This window comes from Pseudomonas sp. PK-RTE-24, from assembly GCF_054052265.1.
Map to the genome: position 1 here is coordinate 5,821,945 of NZ_CM133224.1, position 20,463 is coordinate 5,842,407.

Sequence of the window (20,463 nt, forward strand, 5' to 3'; positions counted from 1 at the left end):
GCACAACTGCCATTCACTCCATGAACTCAACTCTGTGGCGAGGGGATTTATCCCCGTTCGACTGCGAAGCAGTCGCCAACCCACCACGCTCGGTATCTGATGAACCGAGGCGTAGGTCTTGGGGCGGCTTCGCCACCCAACGGGGATAAATCCCCTCGCCACAAAGCCCGCTTTCACAGGGGGATTGTGTTTGGCTGCAGGTCAGGGCTCGACCTGGCTCCACTGTTTGCTCAGGCGCTTGTCGGAGATCGGCACTTTCGTCCCCAACTGCTGAGCAAACAACGACACGCGGTATTCCTCCAGCCACCAGCGGTACAACTCCAGCTGCGGATCACGCTTGCCTTCCTGCGCATGCTTGGCCGCGCGGGTCTGGTATTGCGCCCACAGGCCAGCGAGTTCGCCACTCCAGACGCGGTCCTTCTGCACCTGTGCACCGAGCTTCTCGAAACGCTGCTCGACCGCTTTCAGGTAACGCGGCAACTCTTTGAGCCACTGCATCGGCGTTTCGCGGACGAAACCCGGATAGACCAGATTGCCGATCTGCTGCTTGATGTCGTTCAATGCCACCGCTTGCGCCAGATCGATCTTGCCCTTGAAGCGTTTTTGCAGACCGTGCCAGATCTTGAGGATTTCCAGCGTCAGCCGCGCGACACGCTCGGCGTGCTCGGTCCAGTTGCCGCGTTTGCGTTCGGCCAATGCCGCCAATCCGGCGCCATCGCGGGGCAACGGGTCTTCACCTTCGAGAATGCAGCTGTCAAGGCTGGCCAGCAGAATGTCTTCGACCAGCGCATCGACCCGGCCCAGCTCACGATAAAGCAAGCCCAGTTCAGTCTGCCCCGGCAACTTGCCCCGCAAGAATTTCGCCGGCTCGGCCAGTTGCTGCATCAACAAACGCTGCAAGGCCCGACGATGCTGGAACTCGGCTTCGGCCGGGGTCGAGAAGCGCCCTTCCTTGACCGCGCCGCCCTCTTCCACCAGCGCCGGGTACACCGTCATCGACAGCCCGGCGATCTTCTGCTGGGTCTTTTCTGCTACCGGGGCAAAGACTTTTGCCTCGACCGGTTGCTGACTTTTCGCACTCTGCGGCACCGCCAGCGCGGCCTGGCTGGCTTCGGCGAAGCGTGCGGTCAGCTCAGCCAGATCGCGGCCTTCGCCAAGGAACTTGCCCTCGCCGTCGACAATTTCCAGGTTCATGCGCAGGTGGCTTTCAACCTGCTGCGCCGCTTCCTCCCACGCCTCATCACTGACCCGCGCGCCGGTCATGCGCAGCAGCTCGCGACCGAGCGCTTGCGGCAGCGAACCTTCGGCGAAAGTCATACGCTGCAACGCGGCCTTGATGAAGTCCGGCACCGGCACGAAGTTCTTGCGCAGGGCTTTCGGCAGGTTGCGCACCAGGGCAATGCACTTGGCCTCGATCAGGCCCGGCACCAGCCATTCCAGACGCTCCGGCGGCAGCATCGGCAGCAGCGGCGCCGGCACGCGCAAGGTCACGCCGTCGCGCGGGTGATTGGGTTCGAAATGGTAGGTCAGCGCCAGTTCCAGATCGCCGATGTGCAGGGTGTCCGGGTAATCACGGGCGGTGACTTCACTGGCCTCGCGGGCCAGCACGTCTTCTTCGCGCATGATCAGCAGCTGCGGGTCTTTCTGGCTGTTGACCTTGTACCAACTGTCGAAGGTCGCAGTCTGGTGGATCTCCGCCGGCAGACGCGCATCGTAGAAGGCGTACAAGGTTTCTTCGTCGGCGAGAATGTCGCGACGGCGAGCCTTGGCTTCCAGTTCGTCGAGCTGTTCGAGCAGTTTCTGATTGGCGCTCAGGCACTTGGCCCGCGACTGAATCTCGCCGCGCACCAGGCCTTCGCGGATAAACAGCTCACGCGACACCACCGGATCGACCGGGCCGTAATGCACCGGGCGGCGACCGACCACGATCAGGCCGAACAGGGTGATCTGCTCGTAGGCGACGACCTGGCCGCGCTTCTTCTCCCAATGCGGCTCGAAGTGATTCTTCTTGATCAGGTGCCCGGCCAGCGGCTCGATCCAGTCGGCATCGATCTTGGCAACCATCCGCGCGTAGAGTTTGGTGGTTTCCACCAGCTCAGCAGTCATCAGCCACTGCGGGCGCTTCTTGCCGATGCCCGACGACGGATGAATCCAGAAGCGCCGTTGCCGCGCGCCGAGGTAATCGCCGTCTTCGGTTTTCTGGCCAATCTGGCTGAGCAAGCCGACCAGCACCGCTTTGTGCAGCTTCGGATAATCCGCCGGCTCTTTGTTCAGGCTCAGCTGCATGTCGCGGCAGATCAGGCTCAACTGACGGTGAGAATCACGCCACTCGCGCAAGCGCAGGTAATTGAGGAAATTCTTCCGGCACCAGTTGCGCAGCGGGTTGGCGGTCAGCGCCTGACGTTGCTCTTCGAAACCACGCCACAGATTGACCAGCCCGGCGAAGTCGGAATCCGGATCCTTCCATTGCGCATGGGCCTGATCCGCCGCTTGCTGACGCTCCGGTGGACGCTCGCGCGGGTCCTGAATCGACATGGCGCTGGCGACGATCAGCACTTCCTGCAAGCTGCCGAGCCTGGCCGCTTCCAGGAGCATGCGGCCCATGCGCGGGTCGACCGGCAAGCGCGCCAATTGTCGACCGAGTGGCGTCAGCTGGCTGTTGCGATCCACCGCCGACAGTTCTTGCAGCAGGTTGAAACCGTCGCTGATCGCCTTGCCGTCCGGCGGTTCGATAAACGGGAACGCGGTGATTTCGCCAAGGCGCAGATGGAGCATCTGCAAAATAACGGCGGCGAGGTTGGTGCGCAGAATTTCCGGATCGGTAAATTCCGGGCGGCCGAGGAAATCCTCTTCGCTGTACAAACGCACGCAGATACCCGGCTCGACCCGCCCGCAGCGACCTTTACGCTGATTGGCGCTGGCCTGGGAAATCGCTTCGATCGGCAAGCGCTGAACCTTGGCCCGATAGCTGTAACGACTGATGCGCGCGGTGCCGCTGTCGATCACATAGCGAATGCCCGGGACGGTCAGCGAAGTCTCAGCGACGTTGGTCGCCAGCACCACGCGGCGGCCCGGGTGCGACTGGAAAATGCGCTGCTGTTCCGCCGGCGACAGGCGCGCGTACAGCGGCAGGATTTCGGTGTGCTTGAGCTGGGCCTTGCGCAGCATGTCGGCAGCATCGCGAATCTCCCGCTCGCCGGGCAGGAACACCAGCACATCGCCGGGGCTGCGTCGTTCGCTGCGCTCGTAGGCGGCGATTTCGTCGAGGGTGGCGAGAATCGCCTGATCGACGGTCAGGTCATCCTCGACCCGGTTGCCCTCTTCGTCCTGCTCCAGGGTCAGCGGCCGGTACCAGGTTTCCACAGGAAAAGTACGGCCCGACACTTCGACGATCGGCGCGTCATCGAAGTGCTTGGAGAAGCGCTCCAGATCGATGGTCGCCGACGTGATGATGACCTTCAGGTCGGGACGGCGTGGCAGCAGGGTTTTCAGGTAACCGAGGAGGAAATCGATGTTGAGGCTGCGTTCATGGGCTTCGTCGACGATGATCGTGTCGTAGCGTTCCAGATAACGATCGTTCTGGGTTTCCGCCAGCAGAATGCCGTCGGTCATCAGCTTGATCAGGGTGTTGGCATCGCTCTGATCCTCGAAGCGCACCTGATAGCCGACCAGCGCACCGAGCGGCGTGCCGAGCTCTTCGGCGACACGGCTGGCGACACTGCGCGCGGCGATCCGACGCGGCTGGGTATGGCCGATCAGACCGTGCTGGCCGCGCCCGATTTCCAGACAGATCTTCGGCAACTGGGTGGTTTTACCCGAGCCGGTTTCGCCAGCGATGATCAGCACCTGATGTTGTTCGAGGGCCTTTTTGATCTCGCCGCGCTTGGCTGCGATCGGCAAACTGTCGTCGTAACGAATCACCGGCAGGCTCGCGCGACGCGCCAGTACCTGATCACAGGACGCCTGCATGCGCGTCACCCACTGGGCCAGTTTGGCCTCGTCGGGTTTCTTGCGCAGCTCAAGCAACTGCCGCCGCAGCCGGTGACGGTCGGCGAGCATAGCGTGATCGAGGTTTTTCAGCAGTTTGTCGATGGAGGGCGATTCGTCGGTCATCGGGTAGGCAATTCGGTCGTCTATTTATGCAGGGGCGGATTGTCGCAGATTTGGGGGGGTTGTGGCGTGTCAGGGGGATTGCGACCCTCACCCTAGCCCTCTCCCAAAGGGAGAGGGGACCGATTGGGGGATGCTTCAAAGGTACATCGACCTGAAAGAGCTTTGCCGAATCCATAATCGCCGAGCTCTTTCAGGTCGGCGTTTGACCCAAGACACCTCGGTCAGCTCCCTCTCCCTCTGGGAGAGGGCTGGGGTGAGGGGCTTTTAAAAGAGCTACTCGTTGTCGAGGCCCTTGCGCCGGTATGGGAAGACGTCGATGACCTTCCCCGCCCGAATCGCCTCCTGCAAGCCCTTCCAGTAATCGGCGTTGTACAACTCGCCATGCAACTGATCGAACAGCTTGCGCTGTCCGGCATCGGCAAACAGGAACGGTGGAAACTCTTCGGGAAACACGTCCAGCGGGCCGATCGAGTACCACGGCTCAGAGGCCATTTCATCCTCCGGCGTGCGCGGTGCCGGGATGTGGCGGAAGTTGGCTTCGGTCAGGAAACAGATTTCGTCGTAATCGTAAAACACCACGCGCCCGTGACGGGTGACGCCGAAGTTTTTCAACAGCATGTCGCCGGGAAAGATATTTGCCGCCGCCAATTGCTTGATCGCCAGACCGTAATCTTCCAGCGCTTCACGTACCTGGGCGTCGTTGGCGTTTTCCAGATACAGGTTGAGCGGAGTCATCCGGCGTTCGGTCCAGCAGTGGCGGATCAGCACGGTTTCGCCTTCGACCGAAACCGTCGACGGCGCCACCTCTAGCAATTCCTCCAGACACGCCGGATCGAACTTGCTCAGCGGAAAGCGAAAATCGGCAAACTCCTGGGTATCGGCCATACGCCCGACCCGATCGACGCTTTTCACCAGCCGATACTTTTCGATCACCGTGGCGCGATCGACGTTCTTCGACGGTGAGAAACGGTCCTTGATTATTTTGAATACGGTGTTGAAACCCGGCAGGGTAAACACGCTCATGACCATGCCGCGCACGCCCGGGGCCATGATGAACTGGTCGTCAGTGTTGGCCAGGTGATTGATCAGCGCGCGGTAAAACTCCGACTTGCCGTGCTTGTAGAAGCCGATCGAGGTGTACAGCTCGGCGATGTGCTTGCCCGGCAGGATGCGCCGCAGAAATCCGATGAACTCCGCCGGCACCGGGACATCGACCATGAAATACGAACGGGTGAAAGAGAAGATGATCGACACATCGGCTTCGTCGGTGATCAACGCATCGATCTGAATGCCCCGACCTTCGCGGTGCAACAACGGAATCACCAGCGGCCATTGCTCGTCGCGGGTGTAGATGCGCCCGACCAGATACGCGCCCTTGTTGCGGTAAAGCACCGAGGAAAACAGCTCGACGCTTAGCTCCGGGTCCTTGCACACCCAGTCCGGCAGGTTTTCGCGCAATTGCGCTTCGAGCCGCAGCAAGTCGCCGGGCAAATCAGCGTAATCCTCGCTGAAGCGGTAATCGGCGAAGATGCTGGCGAGCATCCCGGACAACTGGCCCTGCGGCTTGTACGTACGGGTTTGCGCGGCGCGGGCACGGCGCAGGCTAGGACGCGTGGTGTGGATGAACATGCAGCCGTCGCTGATCAGGTCGTGGCTGAACAGCCCGCAGAAAATCGAGTTGTACCAGGTTTCGGACAGCTCATCGTCGAAGCGCAGGTCGATGACACTGATATAGGCGCTTTTCACCAGCGGCCAGCAGCTGACGTTCATCAGGGTCTCTTCGTCGAAATACTCGCGCAGGCGAGCGACGGTTTCGCCGACCTTTTCCTCATACAGACTGATCCGCGCCGCCGACGCGGCCTGCGCCTCCTGCCAGCGCGCCTGTTCGAAGCGCTCCCGCGCGCCATCGGTGATGCGGCGGAAATGCTCGCGGTAATCGTCGAAGCCGGCGAGGATCATCCGGGCGATCTCGGTGGCTGGCCATTGCTGCGACATAAATGAAACCTCGGCGGGAATTCGGTTGGTCTGAGCTTAGTCACGGAAGCGCTCGCAGGAAAAGCGCAATTTCTGCCAAAACCGATACGGGGCTGACCGTTGACGGGGTTTCTCGGGCAGGTAAATCCCGGGGCAGAATTAAAAGCCCGAATAGCGGTTGCCATGATCCGGACGCTCGGCAACACTCTCGTCCCGATCAAGCAAGGAGCCCGCCGTGAGCCCTGTCGATATTTTCCGCATGTTGTCGCTGGCCGCTATCTGGGGCGCGAGTTTTCTGTTCATGCGCATTATTGCCCCGGTGATCGGCACGATCCCGACCGGGTTCTTTCGCGTGTCGATCGCGGCTGCCGGGCTGCTGGTGATCCTTGGGCTGATGCGCATCAGTTGGGACTTCAAGGGCAAGCTGAAAACCGTGATGCTGCTTGGCGTGATCAACTCGGGGATTCCGGCGACGCTGTATTCGGTTGCCGCCCAGGTATTGCCGGCCGGCTATTCGGCGATCTTCAATGCAACCACGCCGCTGATGGGCGTGTTGATTGGCGGTTTGTTCTTCAGCGAGAAACTGACGATCGCCAAGCTGGGCGGTGTGTTCCTCGGCCTGTTCGGCGTCGGCGTGCTGACACGCGCCGGTCCCGTGGCCTTCGACCTGCAACTGCTGATGGGCGCGGTCGCGTGCCTGCTGGCGACCACTTGTTATGGCTTTGCCGGTTTCCTCGCGCGGCGCTGGCTGGATCAGGCCGGTGGGCTGGACAGCCGTTTGTCGGCATTGGGCAGCATGCTCGGGGCGACGTTGTTTTTGCTGCCGCTGTTCGCCTACAGCGTGATCACTGCGCCGCCGGTCAGTTGGGGTGGCTGGCATGTCTGGCTGTCGCTGCTCGGCCTGGGCCTGGGTTGCACGGCGTTTGCCTACATCATCTATTTCCGCCTGCTCAGCTCGATCGGCCCGGTAAAATCGATGACCGTGACCTTCATGATCCCGCCGTTCGGCGTGTTGTGGGGGGCGTTGTTGCTGGATGAGCCGTTGTCGATGGCGCACATTTATGGCGGGGTGCTGATTGCGGCAGCGTTGTGGCTGGTGTTGAAGCCGGCGGTGGTGAGGCCTGCAAAGGTGTCAGTCCGTTAGATTTTCTGCCGCAGATATTCGCGAGCAGGCTCGCTCCCACAGAAAAATACATTCCAATGTGGGAGCGAGCCTGCTCGCGAAAGGCGGCGCAACAAGCGCCACCTGCCTATCGGCTATCCGGTTTTACGGAACACAAATACCAATCCAACAATGATCAGCAGCATCCCCAGCACACTCAACGCCGCCAGACGATTACCGAAAATCAGGTAATCCATCACTGCCGTCACCGCCGGCACCAGATAGAACAGGCTGGTGACATTCACCAGATTGCCCCGCGCGATCAGTCGATACAGCAACAGCGTCGCCAGCACCGACACCACCAGGCCCATCCATAACACCGGGACAATAAAGCCTGCGCTGTGCTCGAAGTGAAACGGCTGGAACGGTACGAACACCGCGCACAGCGACAGGCCGGCCAGGTACTGCACTGGCAGCGTACCGAGCGGATTGTCGGTGATGCGTTTTTGCATGATCGAGCCGAGCGTCATGCTCGCCAGCGCCAGCAAACCGAACAACATGCCAGCCCAGGACATTCCGGCCAGAGCGATCCCTTGATAAACCACCATGATCAGCCCGGCCAGACCCAGCGCCAGGCCGAACAGGCGGCTCGCCGAACGCTGGCGCTCCATCAGCACCACGGTGAGAATCGGCTGAACGCCCATCAGAGTGGCCATCACCCCCGGCGTGACTTTGCAGTCCAGCGCCAGCAGATAAAAGATCTGATAGGCGCCCAACAGCACCACGCCGGTGGCGATCGCAAACAGCATCGGTTTGCCGCCCTTGGGCAGCTTCAATTTCAGCAGCGGCGCCAGCAACACCAGCCCGCACAGGGCGATGGCGAAGCGAATCAGCAGAAAGGCAAAGGGCGAAGCATGGGCCAGGCCCCATTTGGAGAAAATCGCCCCGCTGCTCCACAGCAGAACGAACAGGCTCGTGGACGTCGCCGCGAGCGCGGATTGTTTCGAAAGGACAAACATGAATACCACCTGTAGTCAGGCAAGAAGCCAACTCAGCCGAAGCTGAAATTCAGTAGGTTGTTCTGGCGGGCGCAGGGGTCAGCAGAAACTGCCGATCAACCCCGCACACCAACGCCCGGCGGCGAAACGACTGCGCACACCGGCGTGCTACTGACAGGTGGAGGGTAATGACTGATCTGCACAAACTGCCGATTCCCGCACGGCACGACGCCAGCGTTGACCGCTGAATCGACTACCGCGTTGATGAGGGAGGCAGGCATGGATGCTGATCTTTATTGGAGAAATGAAAGCGCGAGCACAGCGGCTCGGGCGGGCTGACTATAACCAGCCCGGGACACAGATTGCAATGACTTGGGCGAAGGGCCGGTAGCGACAGTCTGGCGCCGGGTGGTTAGGGTTATTGGCGTGGCAACGGATTGTCAGGAGACATGGAATGCAAGAGATCATATGCCAAGGAAACGGACGTATTTGCGGTATCAGGTTTATCGGTCGGAGGCGAGGAAGCGGGCGGCAGTTACATTTGCGAAGCTACACAGCGAACTCGAGGCGCGCGCAATTGTTGACGTTGATTATTCCAAGGTTCGCTTCGAGGCTATTGATGCGTCCGCCATGAAAGCTTATGAGCAATGGCTCGATCCGCATTTCTGCTGGGAGGAAATTGTCCGATGGAAAGCCAAAGAACCAATGAGCTTCGATCTGGCAATCTGGTTTGATCGTGAACTGTGCGGACTTTGTTTCGCCAATCCGAACCAAAGCCGACTGAGAGTCAAGATTGTGCGTCTTGAGGGGCACCCAAACGAACACCCGCTCAAGGGCCGCATAGCGACCTTCGCCCTGACTGCCGTCACTCATTTCGCACGTATCATCGGCAGCCAGCAAATCGAAATTCAGGAGCCTCTTTCGGGAGCTATACCTCTATACCGTCAACTGGGTTTCGAATTCGACTCTGAGGGCCGTCTTGTGAAGCGTATTGACCAAGTCTAGTATCTGAGCACCTGCTCATTTAGTGATCAACGTGGGAGATCCCATGAAAGCTGTCGTTGAAAAGAAAGCATCAAACTTCAAATCCAGAAAGATGGAGAAAAAGCAGCCATCTGTTGAATTATCTGAAACCGAGATGCATCGCATCAGGAATGCACTGGTCAATCCAGCCGTTGAAGAGCCAAGCGGCGCATTAGCCGGGTCGTCCTTTTCCTTCCGCTAATGAAAAACCGCTCCCAAACAGCGGTTTTCTATTGTCTGATCCAGCCTCAACCAAACAACCAGTACCCCAGCAACGTCAGCACCAGCACCGCCAGCACCGGGCGCATTACCCTGTAGGCCTTGGGATGGCGGCGCTTCCACTGCTTGACCACGCCGCTGAAACGGTCGCTGAAGTTCTTGCTCCAGGCATAAGCCTGGTTGATGCCGCCAACGCGTTCGTCATCAAGATTCTGCGGCGCGGTGGCGCGGCCGAGCCAGCCGCTGATGAAGCGGTTGATCCGGGTCATCAGGCGGTTGCTCAGCGGGCGTTCGATGTCACAGAACAGAATCACTCGAGTCTGAGCAGTTTCATTCTTGACCCAGTGCACGTAGGTCTCGTCGAACATCACGTCATCGCCGTCGCGCCAGGCATAGACCTGACCGTCGACGAAGATCCGGCAATCATCGGAGTTGGGCGTCGACAAACCGAGGTGATAGCGCAGCGAGCCGGCGAACGGATCGCGGTGCGGGTTGAGGTGACTGCCGCCCGGCAGCAGCGCAAACATCGCGCCCTTGACGTTGGGAATGGCGCTGACCAGCGCCACGGTTTTCGGGCACAGTGCTTCGGCCGATGGCAACGGTTTGTCGTACCACTTCAGATAGAAACGCTTCCAGCCTTTCTTGAAAAACGAACCGAAACCGGCATCGTTATTCTTTTCGGCAGCGCGAATGTAGCCTTCGTCGAACAGGTGCATGGCTTCGTCGCGGATGGTTTCCCAGTTGTCGCGCAGAACATTCAGTTCCGGAAACTTGCTGCGATCCAGATACGGTCTGGATGGCACTGCGGAAAACAGGTACATCAACGCGTTGTAGGGCGCGAACAGCGCGGAGTGGTTGACGAACTGGCGCAATACCGGCAAACGCGCCTTGCCGCGCAAATGCACATAGAGCGTGCTGCCCAGAAACAGCAACAGCACAAACGCCTTGGCGGCAAACGAAACGGTCATCAACAACTCCTTGAATAAAGACAACGCTGCGCAATGCCCTTTACCCGGCATGGCAGCCGGCCATGATAAACACTACCGGCTCCGGGAAAAACCCGCCTGACGCAAGATTCAGTGTTAAGCATTACGCAACAAAGCCTTTATTAACATGCAGCACCTGAACCTCGGCTGACCTGAATCAACAGGCTTACTGCTGGTTCTCCTGCTCGGTAAACAGGTCACTGAACAGCATGCTCGACAGGTAACGCTCACCCGAATCCGGCAGCACCACGACGATGGTTTTACCCTGCATCTCTGGTTTCTCCGCCAGACGCACCGCCACCGCCATGGCAGCACCGCAGGAAATGCCGCACAAAATCCCCTCTTCCTGCATCAGGCGCAGAGCCATGGCCTTGGATTCTTCATCGGTCACCTGTTCGACACGATCGACCATCGACAGATCAAGGTTCTTCGGCACAAAACCGGCGCCAATGCCCTGAATCTTGTGCGGGCTCGGCTTGATCTCGGCGCCGGCCAACGCCTGCGTAATCACCGGCGAAGAAGCGGGCTCGACAGCCACCGACAGAATCGGTTTACCGGCGGTGTTCTTGATATACCGCGAGACACCAGTAATGGTTCCGCCGGTACCTACGCCAGCCACCAGCACATCCACGGCGCCGTCGGTGTCGTTCCAGATTTCCGGGCCGGTGGTCTTTTCATGAATCGCCGGGTTGGCCGGGTTATCGAACTGCGCCGGCATGAAATATTTATCGGTATCGCTGGCGACGATTTCCGCGGCTTTCTCGATGGCGCCCTTCATGCCCTTGGCCGGCTCGGTCAACACCAGTTCCGCGCCCAAGGCTTTAAGAACCTTGCGGCGCTCGATGCTCATCGATGCCGGCATGGTCAGCATCAACTTGTAGCCACGCGCAGCGGCAACGAAGGCCAGACCGATACCGGTGTTACCGGAAGTCGGCTCGACAATGGTCATGCCCGGCTTGAGTCTGCCGCTGCCTTCGGCGTCCCAGATCATGTTGGCGCCGATTCGGCATTTGACCGAGTAACCGGGATTGCGCCCCTCGATCTTGGCCAGAATCGTAACCCCGCGCGGCGCGATGCGGTTGATCTGGACCAGCGGCGTATTACCGATGGAGTGGGCGTTGTCAGCGTAAATACGGCTCATGGCTGGGTCCTTATGCAGCGTTGAATTCAGCCTTCCAAGGTAAGCCCGTTGCCGATCACAGTCCAGTCGGGTCGAACGTCTGCAAACGCGCGGAGTCAATCGCATTGAATCGTCAAGCCACACTCTTGAAGGAACAATGGCATGAAACGTCGTTACAGCTGGCCGCTCTGGACCCTGGCGGGTGTCGTGGTGCTGCTGGTCGCCCTGCATTTCGCCCTGCCCTATCTGGTACGCGACTACCTCAATGACAAGCTCGCGGACATGGGCGATTACCGTGGCCAGATCACCGACGTCGACCTCGCGCTGTGGCGTGGTGCGTACAAAATCAACGGCCTGAAAATCGTCAAGGTCGACGGCAAGGTCCCGGTGCCGTTCGTCGATGCGCCGTTGATCGACCTGTCGGTGAGCTGGCATTCGCTGTGGTACGACCACGCCGTGGTCGCGCAGGTGCAATTCCTCAATCCCGAAATCAACTTCGTCGACGGTGGCCCCAACAAGCAGAACTCGCAAACCGGTCAGGGCACCGACTGGCGTGAACAATTGGGCAAGCTGCTGCCGATCACCCTCGATGAAGTGCAGATCAACGACGGCCGTATCACCTTCCGCAACTTCAATTCCAAGCCGCCGGTGAACATGAATGCCAGCAACGTCAACGCCAGCATCTACAACCTGACCAATGTGGTCGACAAGGAAGGCAAACGCGACGCCCGCTTTGAAGGCAAGGCCTTGCTGCTGGGCCACGCGCCATTGGAAACCACCGCCACCTTCGATCCGCTGAGCAACTTCGAAGATTTTGAATTCCGTCTGCGCGCTCGCGACATCGAGCTCAAACGCATGAACGACTTCGCCGCCGCCTACGGCAAGTTCGACTTCAACGCCGGCCACGGCGACGTGGTTATCGAAGCGAAGGCAGAGAAAGCCCGACTCACCGGCTACATCAAACCCCTGCTGCGCGACGTCGACGTATTCAACTGGCAGCAAGACGTCGAAAACAAGAACAAAGGCCTGTTCCGCTCAATCTGGGAAGCGCTGGTCGGCGGCACCGAGACCGTGCTGAAAAACCAGAACAAAAACCAGTTCGCCACCCGCGTCGAACTCAGCGGCAATGTTCACCAGCAGAACGTCAACGCCTTTGAAGCGTTTTTGCAGATTTTGCGCAATGGCTTCATCCAGGCATTCAATGCGCGATATGAGCGGCCGAAGCCGGATGAGGGTTAAGTTTTGCGGTTGACGACATATCGACCTGTGTCTTCGGCCGCTATCGATGAACGCTGTTGCAGCGAATTCCAGCCCAGACAGGCCAACGCCAAAGAACGTGGCACTGCTTCACGCCCATTGCTGTAACGGCTGATGCTGCGAGCGCTCACACCGAGCGCTTCGGCCGCATCATTGAGAGAAAGTCCGGTACGGGCGCGCCAATCGATAAAAATGCGCGTGTTCTCATCCTGGGCATTTTGCGCTAGCGCATCCATATACAAGGTGTCTGCCCCGATCTGTACGTCGGGTTCAACCCATTCAACGATCCAACCCTCGTCCCCGACTACGGCAGTCGCAAAGACTTCGCGATCAAGCAGTGGCTGCAGACCTGGATAAGTATGAATATCCATCCCCAAACCAACTGTCAGTTCCTGACCATTGATAAATGTCAGCGCCAACCTGAAATCCGACAGGACGTGCGCAGATCGCAGACGCGGCCGTTTCATGGGTAACATCGTTTTTCTGCCCTTTTTACTAACCGAGTAAGAAAGGCTATCGCCAAATCGGCGATACCGGAATACTGGCCATCCGCCGAGACTGAGTCAACATGTGACGCTCCATTCAGAGACTGAATAAGCCGTCTGCGTTCACAGTCGACCGGCGTGCGCGTTATAGTCGGGCATCCGATTATTCGCCCCGCCCTGCCCGTAAGGTCAGCGTTACCGTTCGAGGATTTGCAGATGAAGTTCGAAGGCACCCAGGCCTACGTCGCCACCGATGACCTGAAGCTGGCGGTCAACGCCGCCATCACCCTGGAACGGCCGCTGCTGGTCAAGGGTGAACCGGGCACCGGCAAGACCATGCTCGCCGAGCAACTGGCCGAATCGTTCGGTGCCAAGCTGATCACCTGGCACATCAAGTCCACCACCAAGGCCCATCAGGGTCTGTACGAGTACGACGCGGTCAGCCGTTTGCGCGACTCGCAGCTGGGCAATGAAAAAGTCCACGACGTGCGCAACTACTTGAAGAAAGGCAAGCTCTGGGAAGCCTTCGAGTCCGAGGAGCGGGTGATTCTGCTGATCGACGAAATCGACAAGGCCGACATCGAGTTCCCTAATGACCTGTTGCAAGAACTCGACAAGATGGAGTTCTACGTTTACGAAATCGACGAGACCATCAAGGCCAAGAAGCGCCCGATCATCATCATTACCTCCAACAACGAGAAAGAACTGCCGGACGCCTTCCTGCGCCGCTGCTTCTTCCACTACATCGCCTTCCCCGACCGCACTACCCTGCAGAAAATCGTCGACGTGCACTACCCGGACATCAAAAAGGACCTGGTCAGCGAAGCGCTCGACGTGTTCTTCGACGTGCGCAAGGTACCGGGCCTGAAGAAAAAGCCTTCGACGTCCGAGCTGGTCGACTGGCTGAAACTGCTGATGGCCGACAACATCGGCGAAGCGGTGCTGCGCGAGCGCGATCCGACCAAAGCCATTCCGCCGCTGGCAGGCGCACTGGTGAAAAACGAACAGGACGTGCAACTGCTTGAGCGCCTGGCGTTCATGAGCCGGCGCGGCACCCGCTAAGAGGCTGCTGCCATGTTGCTCAACCTGTTCAACGAAATGCGTGCAGCCAAGGTGCCGGTGTCGGTACGCGAGCTGCTCGACCTGATCAACGCGCTGAAACAGCGCGTGACCTTCGCCGACATGGACGAGTTCTATTACTTGTCGCGGGCGATTCTGGTGAAGGACGAGCGCCATTTCGACAAGTTCGACCGCGCGTTCGGTGCCTACTTCAATGGCCTGGAGAAACTCGACGATCACTTGCAGGCGCTGATTCCCGAAGACTGGCTGCGCAAGGAATTCGAGCGTTCGCTGAGCGACGAAGAACGCGCGCAGATCCAGTCCCTTGGCGGGCTGGACAAGCTCATCGAGGAATTCAAGAAGCGTCTGGAAGAACAGAAGGAACGTCACGCCGGCGGCAACAAATGGATCGGCACCGGCGGCACCAGCCCGTTCGGTTCCGGCGGTTTCAACCCGGAAGGCATCCGCGTTGGCGATGCCGGCAAGCGTCAGGGCAAAGCGGTCAAGGTCTGGGATCAGCGCGAGTACAAGAACCTCGACGATTCGGTGGAACTGGGCACGCGCAACATCAAGGTCGCCCTGCGTCGTCTGCGCAAGTTCGCCCGTCAGGGTGCGGCGGAAGAGCTCGACATCGACGGCACCATCGACCACACCGCCAAGGATGCCGGCCTGCTGAACATCCAGATGCGCCCGGAACGGCGCAACACGGTGAAGCTGCTGCTGTTGTTCGACATCGGCGGTTCGATGGATGCGCACGTGAAGATCTGCGAGGAATTGTTCTCGGCCTGCAAGACCGAGTTCAAGCATCTTGAGTATTTCTACTTCCACAACTTCATTTATGAATCAGTGTGGAAGAACAACATGCGCCGCACTTCCGAACGCACCTCGACCCAGGATCTGCTGCATAAATACGGCGCCGACTACAAAGTGATCTTCATCGGTGACGCCGCCATGGCGCCGTACGAAATCACCCAGGCCGGTGGCAGCGTCGAGCACTGGAACGAAGAGCCGGGTTACGTGTGGATGCAGCGCTTCATGGAGAAATACAAGAAGCTCATCTGGATCAACCCGTATCCGAAAGATACCTGGGGCTATACCTCGTCGACCAACATCGTCCGCGATCTGATCGAGGATCAGATGTATCCGCTGACGCTGCGCGGGCTTGAAGAAGGGATGCGGTTTCTTTCCAAATAATCGTTAACTCGACGAACGCCTTCGCGAGCAGGCTCGCTCCCACATTGGAATGCTTTTACCTGTGGGAGCGAGCCTGCTCGCGAAGCTTTTAGCGATCTTTAAAGCGCTGCAAATACTCGACATGCTCGCGGTGCGCGACGTCCTGCACCACCGGCCGCAATCTCACCTTCACTCCCGGCAGACATTGCGCCAATCGTGCCAGCGCCAGCGGCGTCAACGCGCCCAGGCGCGGGTATCCGCCAATGGTCTGGCGATCATTGAGCAACACGATCGGTTGGCCATCGGGCGGCACCTGCACCGCGCCCAACGGAATCCCCTCGGAGATCATCGGCGCGCCCTGATATTGCAACGCCGAGCCGAGCAGGCGGATGCCCATGCGGTCGGCGCGACTGTCGATGGTCCAGGCGCTGTTGAAGACATCGAACAGGCTCTGCCCGCTGAACTGGCCGATCTGTGCGCCGAGCACCAAGTCCAAAGGCGCGTGCGTTTTGAAATCCGGCCGCAGCGCCGAAGGCATTTCCCGTACTGCCAACGCTTCGCCGCTGTAACCGAGCACCGCCCCTTTGGCGAGCGGAAGGCCCATGCCATCAAGCCCGCCCAATTCTTCGCGCACCACCGTGGCACTGCTGCCCAGTACCTTGGGCGCAGTAAACCCAAAGGGCGCGGCCAGATACGCCCGGGCGCCGAGCGAAGGCTGCGTGAACCGCAATGTCTGGCCTTTCGCCAATTTGAAACTGCGCCACGGCGCCAGCGGCTGGCCGTCGATCTGCGCGCCGAGATCCGCTCCCGCCAGCGCCAGCAGGCAATCCTCTTCAGCCACAACAGCAAACCCGCCGAGGGTGATTTCAACCACTGCTGCATCCAGCTCATTGCCGAGCAGCCAATTGGCCCAGCTCATCGAACACCAATCCGCCGCGCCGCCCTGGGTCACGCCCAGATGCCGCACGCCAAACCGCCCGGCATCCTGCAACAGGCACAGCGGCGTGCTGGCCTCGATCATCAATCGACTCATGCCAGCGCCTCCAGTGGGGTGTCATCGCCGCCCAAGCGTATGAATTCGGCGTGATCGACGGCTTCGAAGCGCACCGTGTCGCCCGGTTGCATCAGGCTGTAGCCGTCGCGATGGCGATCAAACAGTTGCGCCGGGGTGCGCCCGATCAGGTTCCAGCCACCGGGCGAGACCACCGGATAGGCAGCGGTCTGCCGCTCGGCGATACCGACGCTGCCAGCGGCGACTTTCTTGCGCGGTGTGTTCAAGCGCGGCGCGGCGAGCATTTCTTCGACCAGGCCCATGAAGGCAAAACCCGGCGCAAAGCCCAACGCGAACACCTGATATTCCCGTGCGCTGTGGCGACGAATCACCTCCTCCACCGCGAGACCGCTGCGTTCAGCCAACAGGCTCAGTTCCGGGCCGACACTCAAGTCGTACCAGACCGGCAAGACGTGGCGCTGCCCGGCACGGCGCGCATTCGGCGTCAGATCGACCAGCGCTTCGGCGATCAAGTCACGCGCCTGAGCAGGACTCAACAGCGTCAGGTCGTAATGCACCATCAACGTCGTATAGGACGGCACCAGATCGATCAACTGTGCACCAAACGCCGTGCGCAAACGCTCGCTGGCGGCGAGCAGCCACGGCATGTTGGCTTCGGCGATTTCATCGAACAGACGCAGCATCAGGCAGTCGAGCGCCACCACTTCAATCCGTGGGTTCATGACGCACTCGACTGCTGCAAGGCCTGGCGAATGCGCTGCACGGCGGCCACGGAACTGGCGTTGTCGCCGTGTACACACAAGGTATTGGCGCGCAGGATCAAGGCGCTGCCATCGCTGGCGGTGAGCGCGCCGCCATTGGCGATGGTCAGCGCTTGCTCGACGATTTTTTCGGGATCGTGATGCACGGCGCCCGGCAGTTGCCGGGAGACCAGCCGGCCGGCGCTGTCATAGGCACGGTCGGCGAACGCTTCAAACCACAGCGTTACGCCGTATTCATCGCCAATTTGCTGCGTCGCAGCGTTGTCTCGGGTCGCCATCAACATCAGCGGCAAGCTGCGGTCATACGCGGCCACGGCCTGCACCACCGCGCGCAACTGCGCCGGGTTGGCCATCATGTCGTTGTACATCGCGCCGTGGGGTTTGACGTAGCTCACGCGCCCGCCCTGCGCCTTGCAGATGCCGTCGAGGGCACCGATCTGGTAATGCAGGATGTCTTGCAGCTCTTGCGCGGAATAGGCCATGGAACGTCGGCCGAATCCGACCAGATCCTGATAGGCCGGGTGCGCGCCAATCTGCACGCCGTGCTTGAGCGCCAGCGCCACGGTTTTGCGCATGATGCTCGGGTCGCCAGCATGGAAACCACAGGCAACGTTGGCGCAATCGATGAAGGGCATGACTTCGGCGTCCAGACCCATGGTCCAGCTGCCGAAGCTCTCGCCAATGTCGCAATTCAATAGCAGGCGGCTCACGGTGAACACTCCTGTAGCTGCTGGTCTTTTTATCTGTAGGAGACTTCTGCGCAGGGTATCAGTTACTGCGCGTCGAGTTGCTTGCCACGGGTTTCCGGCAGGCTCAGCGCCGCCAGAATCACCACGCCATACGACACCGCCGCGAAGGCGCCGATGCCCATGCTCAATGGCACTTTCTGGCTGAGCAGGCCGATCAACAGCGGGAACAACGCCGCCAGCGCGCGGCCGATGTTGTAGCAGAAACCCTGGCCCGAGCCGCGTATCCGCGTAGGGAACAATTCGGTGAGAAACGCGCCCATGCCGCTGAAAATCCCCGAGGCGAAGAAGCCCAGCGGAAAGCCCAGCCAGAGCATCACGCCATTGCTGACCGGCATCTGCGTGTAGAGCAGAACGATGGTGAACGAGCCGACGGCAAACAAAATGAAGTTCTTTTTCCGCCCCAGCAGGTCGGTCAGATAAGCGCTGATCACATAGCCGACGTAAGAACCGACGATCACCATCGCCAGATAACCACCGGTGCCAAGCACGCTCAAACCGCGCTCGTTCTTGAGGAAAGTCGGCAGCCAGGAGGTGATCGCGTAGTAGCCGCCCAGCGCACCGGTGGTCAGCAAGGAAGCGCGAAACGTGGTGAAGAGCATGCCCGGTGCGAAGATCTCGTAGAACTTCGCCGGGTTTTCCGGAGTTTGCGCGGCTTTGGCTTCGCGATATATCTCCGGATCTTTCACCAGGCGACGGACAAAAATCACGAATATCGCCGGCACGATGCCAAGGATGAACAGCGCGCGCCAGGCATCTTCCGCAGGCAACACCGAAAACAGCAGCGCGTACAGAATCGCCGTCAGGCCCCAACCCAGCGCCCAACCGGATTGCACCATGCCCACCGCTTTGCCGCGATCCTTGGCGCGGATCACTTCACCGATCAACACTGCGCCAGCGGTCCATTCACCGCCGAAACCGAAGCCCATCAGGGTGCGGGCGATCAACAATTGTTCGTAGTTTTGCGCGAAGCCGCAGAGGAAGGTGAAGAAGGCGAACCACAGCACCGTCAGTTGCAGGGTGCGCACACGGCCGATGCGGTCGGAGAGAATCCCGGCGACCCAACCGCCGATGGCCGAGGCGATCAGGGTGCTGGTGTGAATCAGTCCCGCTTCGCCCGTGGTGATGCCCCACATCGCGATCAGCGTCGGCACGACGAAGCTGAGCATCTGTGTGTCCATACCGTCCAGACCGTAGCCGATCTTGCAGCTCCAGAACGTGCGACGCTCCTGCTGGTTGATGTTGCGGTACCAGTCGAAAGGTCCGGGGCGAGCCGCAGGCTTGGATAAAGGGAGGGTATCGGGAGCACTCATGGCAAATCTCCGCAGGGCTTTTATTGGTCTTGTTCGAAGCTCCGACGACGCCTATCGTGGGAACCGGATGCGTCGATTTTTCGTCGCCCTGCCCTGCGCCGTCCAACGAATAAAAACCCGCCTTAGGCATAAGAAAAATTTGTCACTCGAGCCTTGTCCATGAATCTGAAGTTTCTCGAGACCTTTGTCTGGGTCGCGCGCCTGAAGAGTTTTCGCCTGACCGCTGACAAGCTGTTCACCACCCAGGCATCGATTTCCAGCCGCATTGCGGTGCTCGAAGGCGAGCTGGGCGTAAAGCTGTTTTTGCGCGACTCACGCGGCGTCAGCCTGACCCCGGAAGGCCTGAAAGTGCTCGACTATGCCGAGCAGATGCTCGACACCATGGCGGCGCTGAAGCAGTCGATCGAGACCCGTTCGAGCAAGGTCGGCCGGGTGCGTATCGGCGTGATGGACACAGTGATCCATACCTGGCTGAGCCCGCTGGTGGCGCAGATGACCGATCTGTACCCACGGGTGGAAATCGAATTGGTCGCGGATACCGCGCTGAACCTCTGCGATCAACTGCAAAAAGGCTTCCTTGATCTGGTTCTGCAAACCGATCTGGTCCGTCACGAAAGCGTGCGCAGCCTCGAGCTGGCGAGCCATCCGCTGGGCTGGATCGTCGCCAGCAATTCGATCTACAACCGCGACTACGCCGACCTCGCCGAACTGGCGCAGGAGCGGATCATCACCTATTCGAAAAACTCACGACCGCATCAGGATATCGTCGCGCTGATGCAGGCCAGCGGCGTCATGGCGCCACGCTTGAATTGCGTGAACTCGGTGTCGGCGATCACCCGGTTGTTGCGCGATGGCTTCGGTATCGGCGCGCTGCCGCCGGTGCTGGTGACCGAGGAGCTGGCACGGGGCGAATTGATCTTGCTCGACATCGAGCAGCGGCCGGCGAATCTGCCGGTGGTGGTGTCGTGGCGGGTCGGGGTTGAGTGGGTCGAGGAGATCGTGACGTTGTGTCAGCAGGTGCTAGCGGGGTATGCGCACAAGGTCGGCAAGGACTACATCACCCTTACTGAATGATTACGTGGCGAGGGGATTTATCCCCGCTCGGCTGCGCAGCAGTCGTGA

General features: G+C 59.9%; 17 protein-coding genes. 7 read left to right on the forward strand and 10 right to left on the reverse strand.

The window, feature by feature from the left end:
* Positions 1–201: 201 nt before the first annotated feature.
* Positions 202–4,113 carry an ATP-dependent RNA helicase HrpA gene (gene hrpA, locus ACV8MC_RS26180; RefSeq protein WP_457264050.1) on the reverse strand — a complete coding sequence of 1,304 codons (3,912 nt, stop codon included), beginning with the start codon at positions 4,111–4,113 and terminating at the stop codon, positions 202–204.
* 273 nt (positions 4,114–4,386) lie between these two features.
* On the reverse strand, positions 4,387–6,108 hold the full coding sequence (gene aceK, locus ACV8MC_RS26185; protein WP_056783617.1) for a bifunctional isocitrate dehydrogenase kinase/phosphatase: 1,722 nt from the start codon (positions 6,106–6,108) through the stop codon (positions 4,387–4,389).
* A gap of 214 nt (positions 6,109–6,322) precedes the next feature.
* Between aceK and ACV8MC_RS26190 the strand changes: the two genes are divergently transcribed.
* Complete coding sequence (locus ACV8MC_RS26190) at positions 6,323–7,231, forward strand: DMT family transporter (protein WP_056783615.1); 909 nt, start codon at positions 6,323–6,325, stop codon at positions 7,229–7,231.
* A 113-nt stretch (positions 7,232–7,344) separates the two neighbouring features.
* Here ACV8MC_RS26190 and ACV8MC_RS26195 read toward each other — a convergent pair whose 3' ends face one another.
* On the reverse strand, positions 7,345–8,208 hold the full coding sequence (locus ACV8MC_RS26195) for a DMT family transporter (protein WP_406228503.1): 864 nt from the start codon (positions 8,206–8,208) through the stop codon (positions 7,345–7,347).
* Between the two features lie 447 nt (positions 8,209–8,655).
* Here ACV8MC_RS26195 and ACV8MC_RS26200 point away from each other — a divergent pair, with 447 nt between their 5' ends.
* Together ACV8MC_RS26200 and ACV8MC_RS26205 are read left to right on the forward strand one after the other, a co-directional pair.
* Positions 8,656–9,192, forward strand: coding sequence for a hypothetical protein (locus ACV8MC_RS26200; RefSeq protein ID WP_056783608.1), 537 nt, complete (start codon positions 8,656–8,658; stop codon positions 9,190–9,192).
* Between the two features lie 43 nt (positions 9,193–9,235).
* Positions 9,236–9,412: a hypothetical protein gene (locus tag ACV8MC_RS26205; RefSeq protein WP_191622380.1), complete on the forward strand. Its 177-nt coding sequence runs from the start codon at positions 9,236–9,238 to the stop codon at positions 9,410–9,412.
* 46 nt (positions 9,413–9,458) lie between these two features.
* Here ACV8MC_RS26205 and ACV8MC_RS26210 read toward each other — a convergent pair whose 3' ends face one another.
* Together ACV8MC_RS26210 and cysK are read right to left on the reverse strand one after the other, a co-directional pair.
* On the reverse strand, positions 9,459–10,397 hold the full coding sequence (locus ACV8MC_RS26210; RefSeq protein ID WP_457264053.1) for an aspartyl/asparaginyl beta-hydroxylase domain-containing protein: 939 nt from the start codon (positions 10,395–10,397) through the stop codon (positions 9,459–9,461).
* A 184-nt stretch (positions 10,398–10,581) separates the two neighbouring features.
* Positions 10,582–11,556: a cysteine synthase A gene (gene cysK, locus ACV8MC_RS26215; protein ID WP_095180659.1), complete on the reverse strand. Its 975-nt coding sequence runs from the start codon at positions 11,554–11,556 to the stop codon at positions 10,582–10,584.
* A gap of 141 nt (positions 11,557–11,697) precedes the next feature.
* On the opposite strand from cysK, the gene ACV8MC_RS26220 reads away from it, so the two are divergent.
* Positions 11,698–12,774, forward strand: a complete 1,077-nt coding sequence (locus ACV8MC_RS26220; RefSeq protein WP_056783605.1) for a DUF748 domain-containing protein — start codon at positions 11,698–11,700, stop codon at positions 12,772–12,774.
* On the opposite strand, the gene ACV8MC_RS26225 is transcribed toward ACV8MC_RS26220, so the two are convergent.
* Positions 12,771–13,268 (reverse strand): helix-turn-helix domain-containing protein, encoded by a 498-nt coding sequence (locus tag ACV8MC_RS26225; RefSeq protein WP_457264055.1) that lies wholly within the window; start codon positions 13,266–13,268, stop codon positions 12,771–12,773. The two genes, ACV8MC_RS26220 and ACV8MC_RS26225, sit on opposite strands and share 4 nt — an antisense overlap.
* A gap of 225 nt (positions 13,269–13,493) precedes the next feature.
* Between ACV8MC_RS26225 and ACV8MC_RS26230 the strand changes: the two genes are divergently transcribed.
* Both ACV8MC_RS26230 and ACV8MC_RS26235 read left to right on the forward strand, forming a co-directional pair.
* The gene (locus ACV8MC_RS26230; protein ID WP_007911294.1) at positions 13,494–14,339 is read left to right on the forward strand and encodes an AAA family ATPase; all 846 of its coding nucleotides are present in this window, start codon (positions 13,494–13,496) and stop codon (positions 14,337–14,339) included.
* A gap of 12 nt (positions 14,340–14,351) precedes the next feature.
* Positions 14,352–15,530 carry a vWA domain-containing protein gene (locus tag ACV8MC_RS26235; RefSeq protein ID WP_016771218.1) on the forward strand — a complete coding sequence of 393 codons (1,179 nt, stop codon included), beginning with the start codon at positions 14,352–14,354 and terminating at the stop codon, positions 15,528–15,530.
* A gap of 88 nt (positions 15,531–15,618) precedes the next feature.
* Here ACV8MC_RS26235 and ACV8MC_RS26240 read toward each other — a convergent pair whose 3' ends face one another.
* The 4 genes from ACV8MC_RS26240 to ACV8MC_RS26255 form a co-directional block, all read right to left on the reverse strand.
* A complete protein-coding gene (locus tag ACV8MC_RS26240; RefSeq protein WP_256809410.1) occupies positions 15,619–16,542 on the reverse strand; it encodes a 5-oxoprolinase subunit C family protein in 924 nt (307 codons plus the stop codon).
* Positions 16,539–17,243, reverse strand: coding sequence for a 5-oxoprolinase subunit PxpB (gene pxpB / locus ACV8MC_RS26245; RefSeq protein ID WP_457264058.1), 705 nt, complete (start codon positions 17,241–17,243; stop codon positions 16,539–16,541). Before pxpB ends, ACV8MC_RS26240 begins: the two co-directional genes overlap by 4 nt.
* Complete coding sequence (locus tag ACV8MC_RS26250) at positions 17,240–17,992, reverse strand: 5-oxoprolinase subunit PxpA (RefSeq protein ID WP_457264059.1); 753 nt, start codon at positions 17,990–17,992, stop codon at positions 17,240–17,242. The genes pxpB and ACV8MC_RS26250 overlap by 4 nt, the downstream gene beginning before the upstream one ends.
* A 62-nt stretch (positions 17,993–18,054) precedes the next feature.
* Positions 18,055–19,341: an MFS transporter gene (locus ACV8MC_RS26255; RefSeq protein WP_016771221.1), complete on the reverse strand. Its 1,287-nt coding sequence runs from the start codon at positions 19,339–19,341 to the stop codon at positions 18,055–18,057.
* 159 nt (positions 19,342–19,500) lie between these two features.
* Between ACV8MC_RS26255 and ACV8MC_RS26260 the strand changes: the two genes are divergently transcribed.
* Positions 19,501–20,415, forward strand: a complete 915-nt coding sequence (locus ACV8MC_RS26260; RefSeq protein ID WP_095180652.1) for a LysR family transcriptional regulator — start codon at positions 19,501–19,503, stop codon at positions 20,413–20,415.
* The last annotated feature ends 48 nt before the right edge of the window (positions 20,416–20,463 follow it).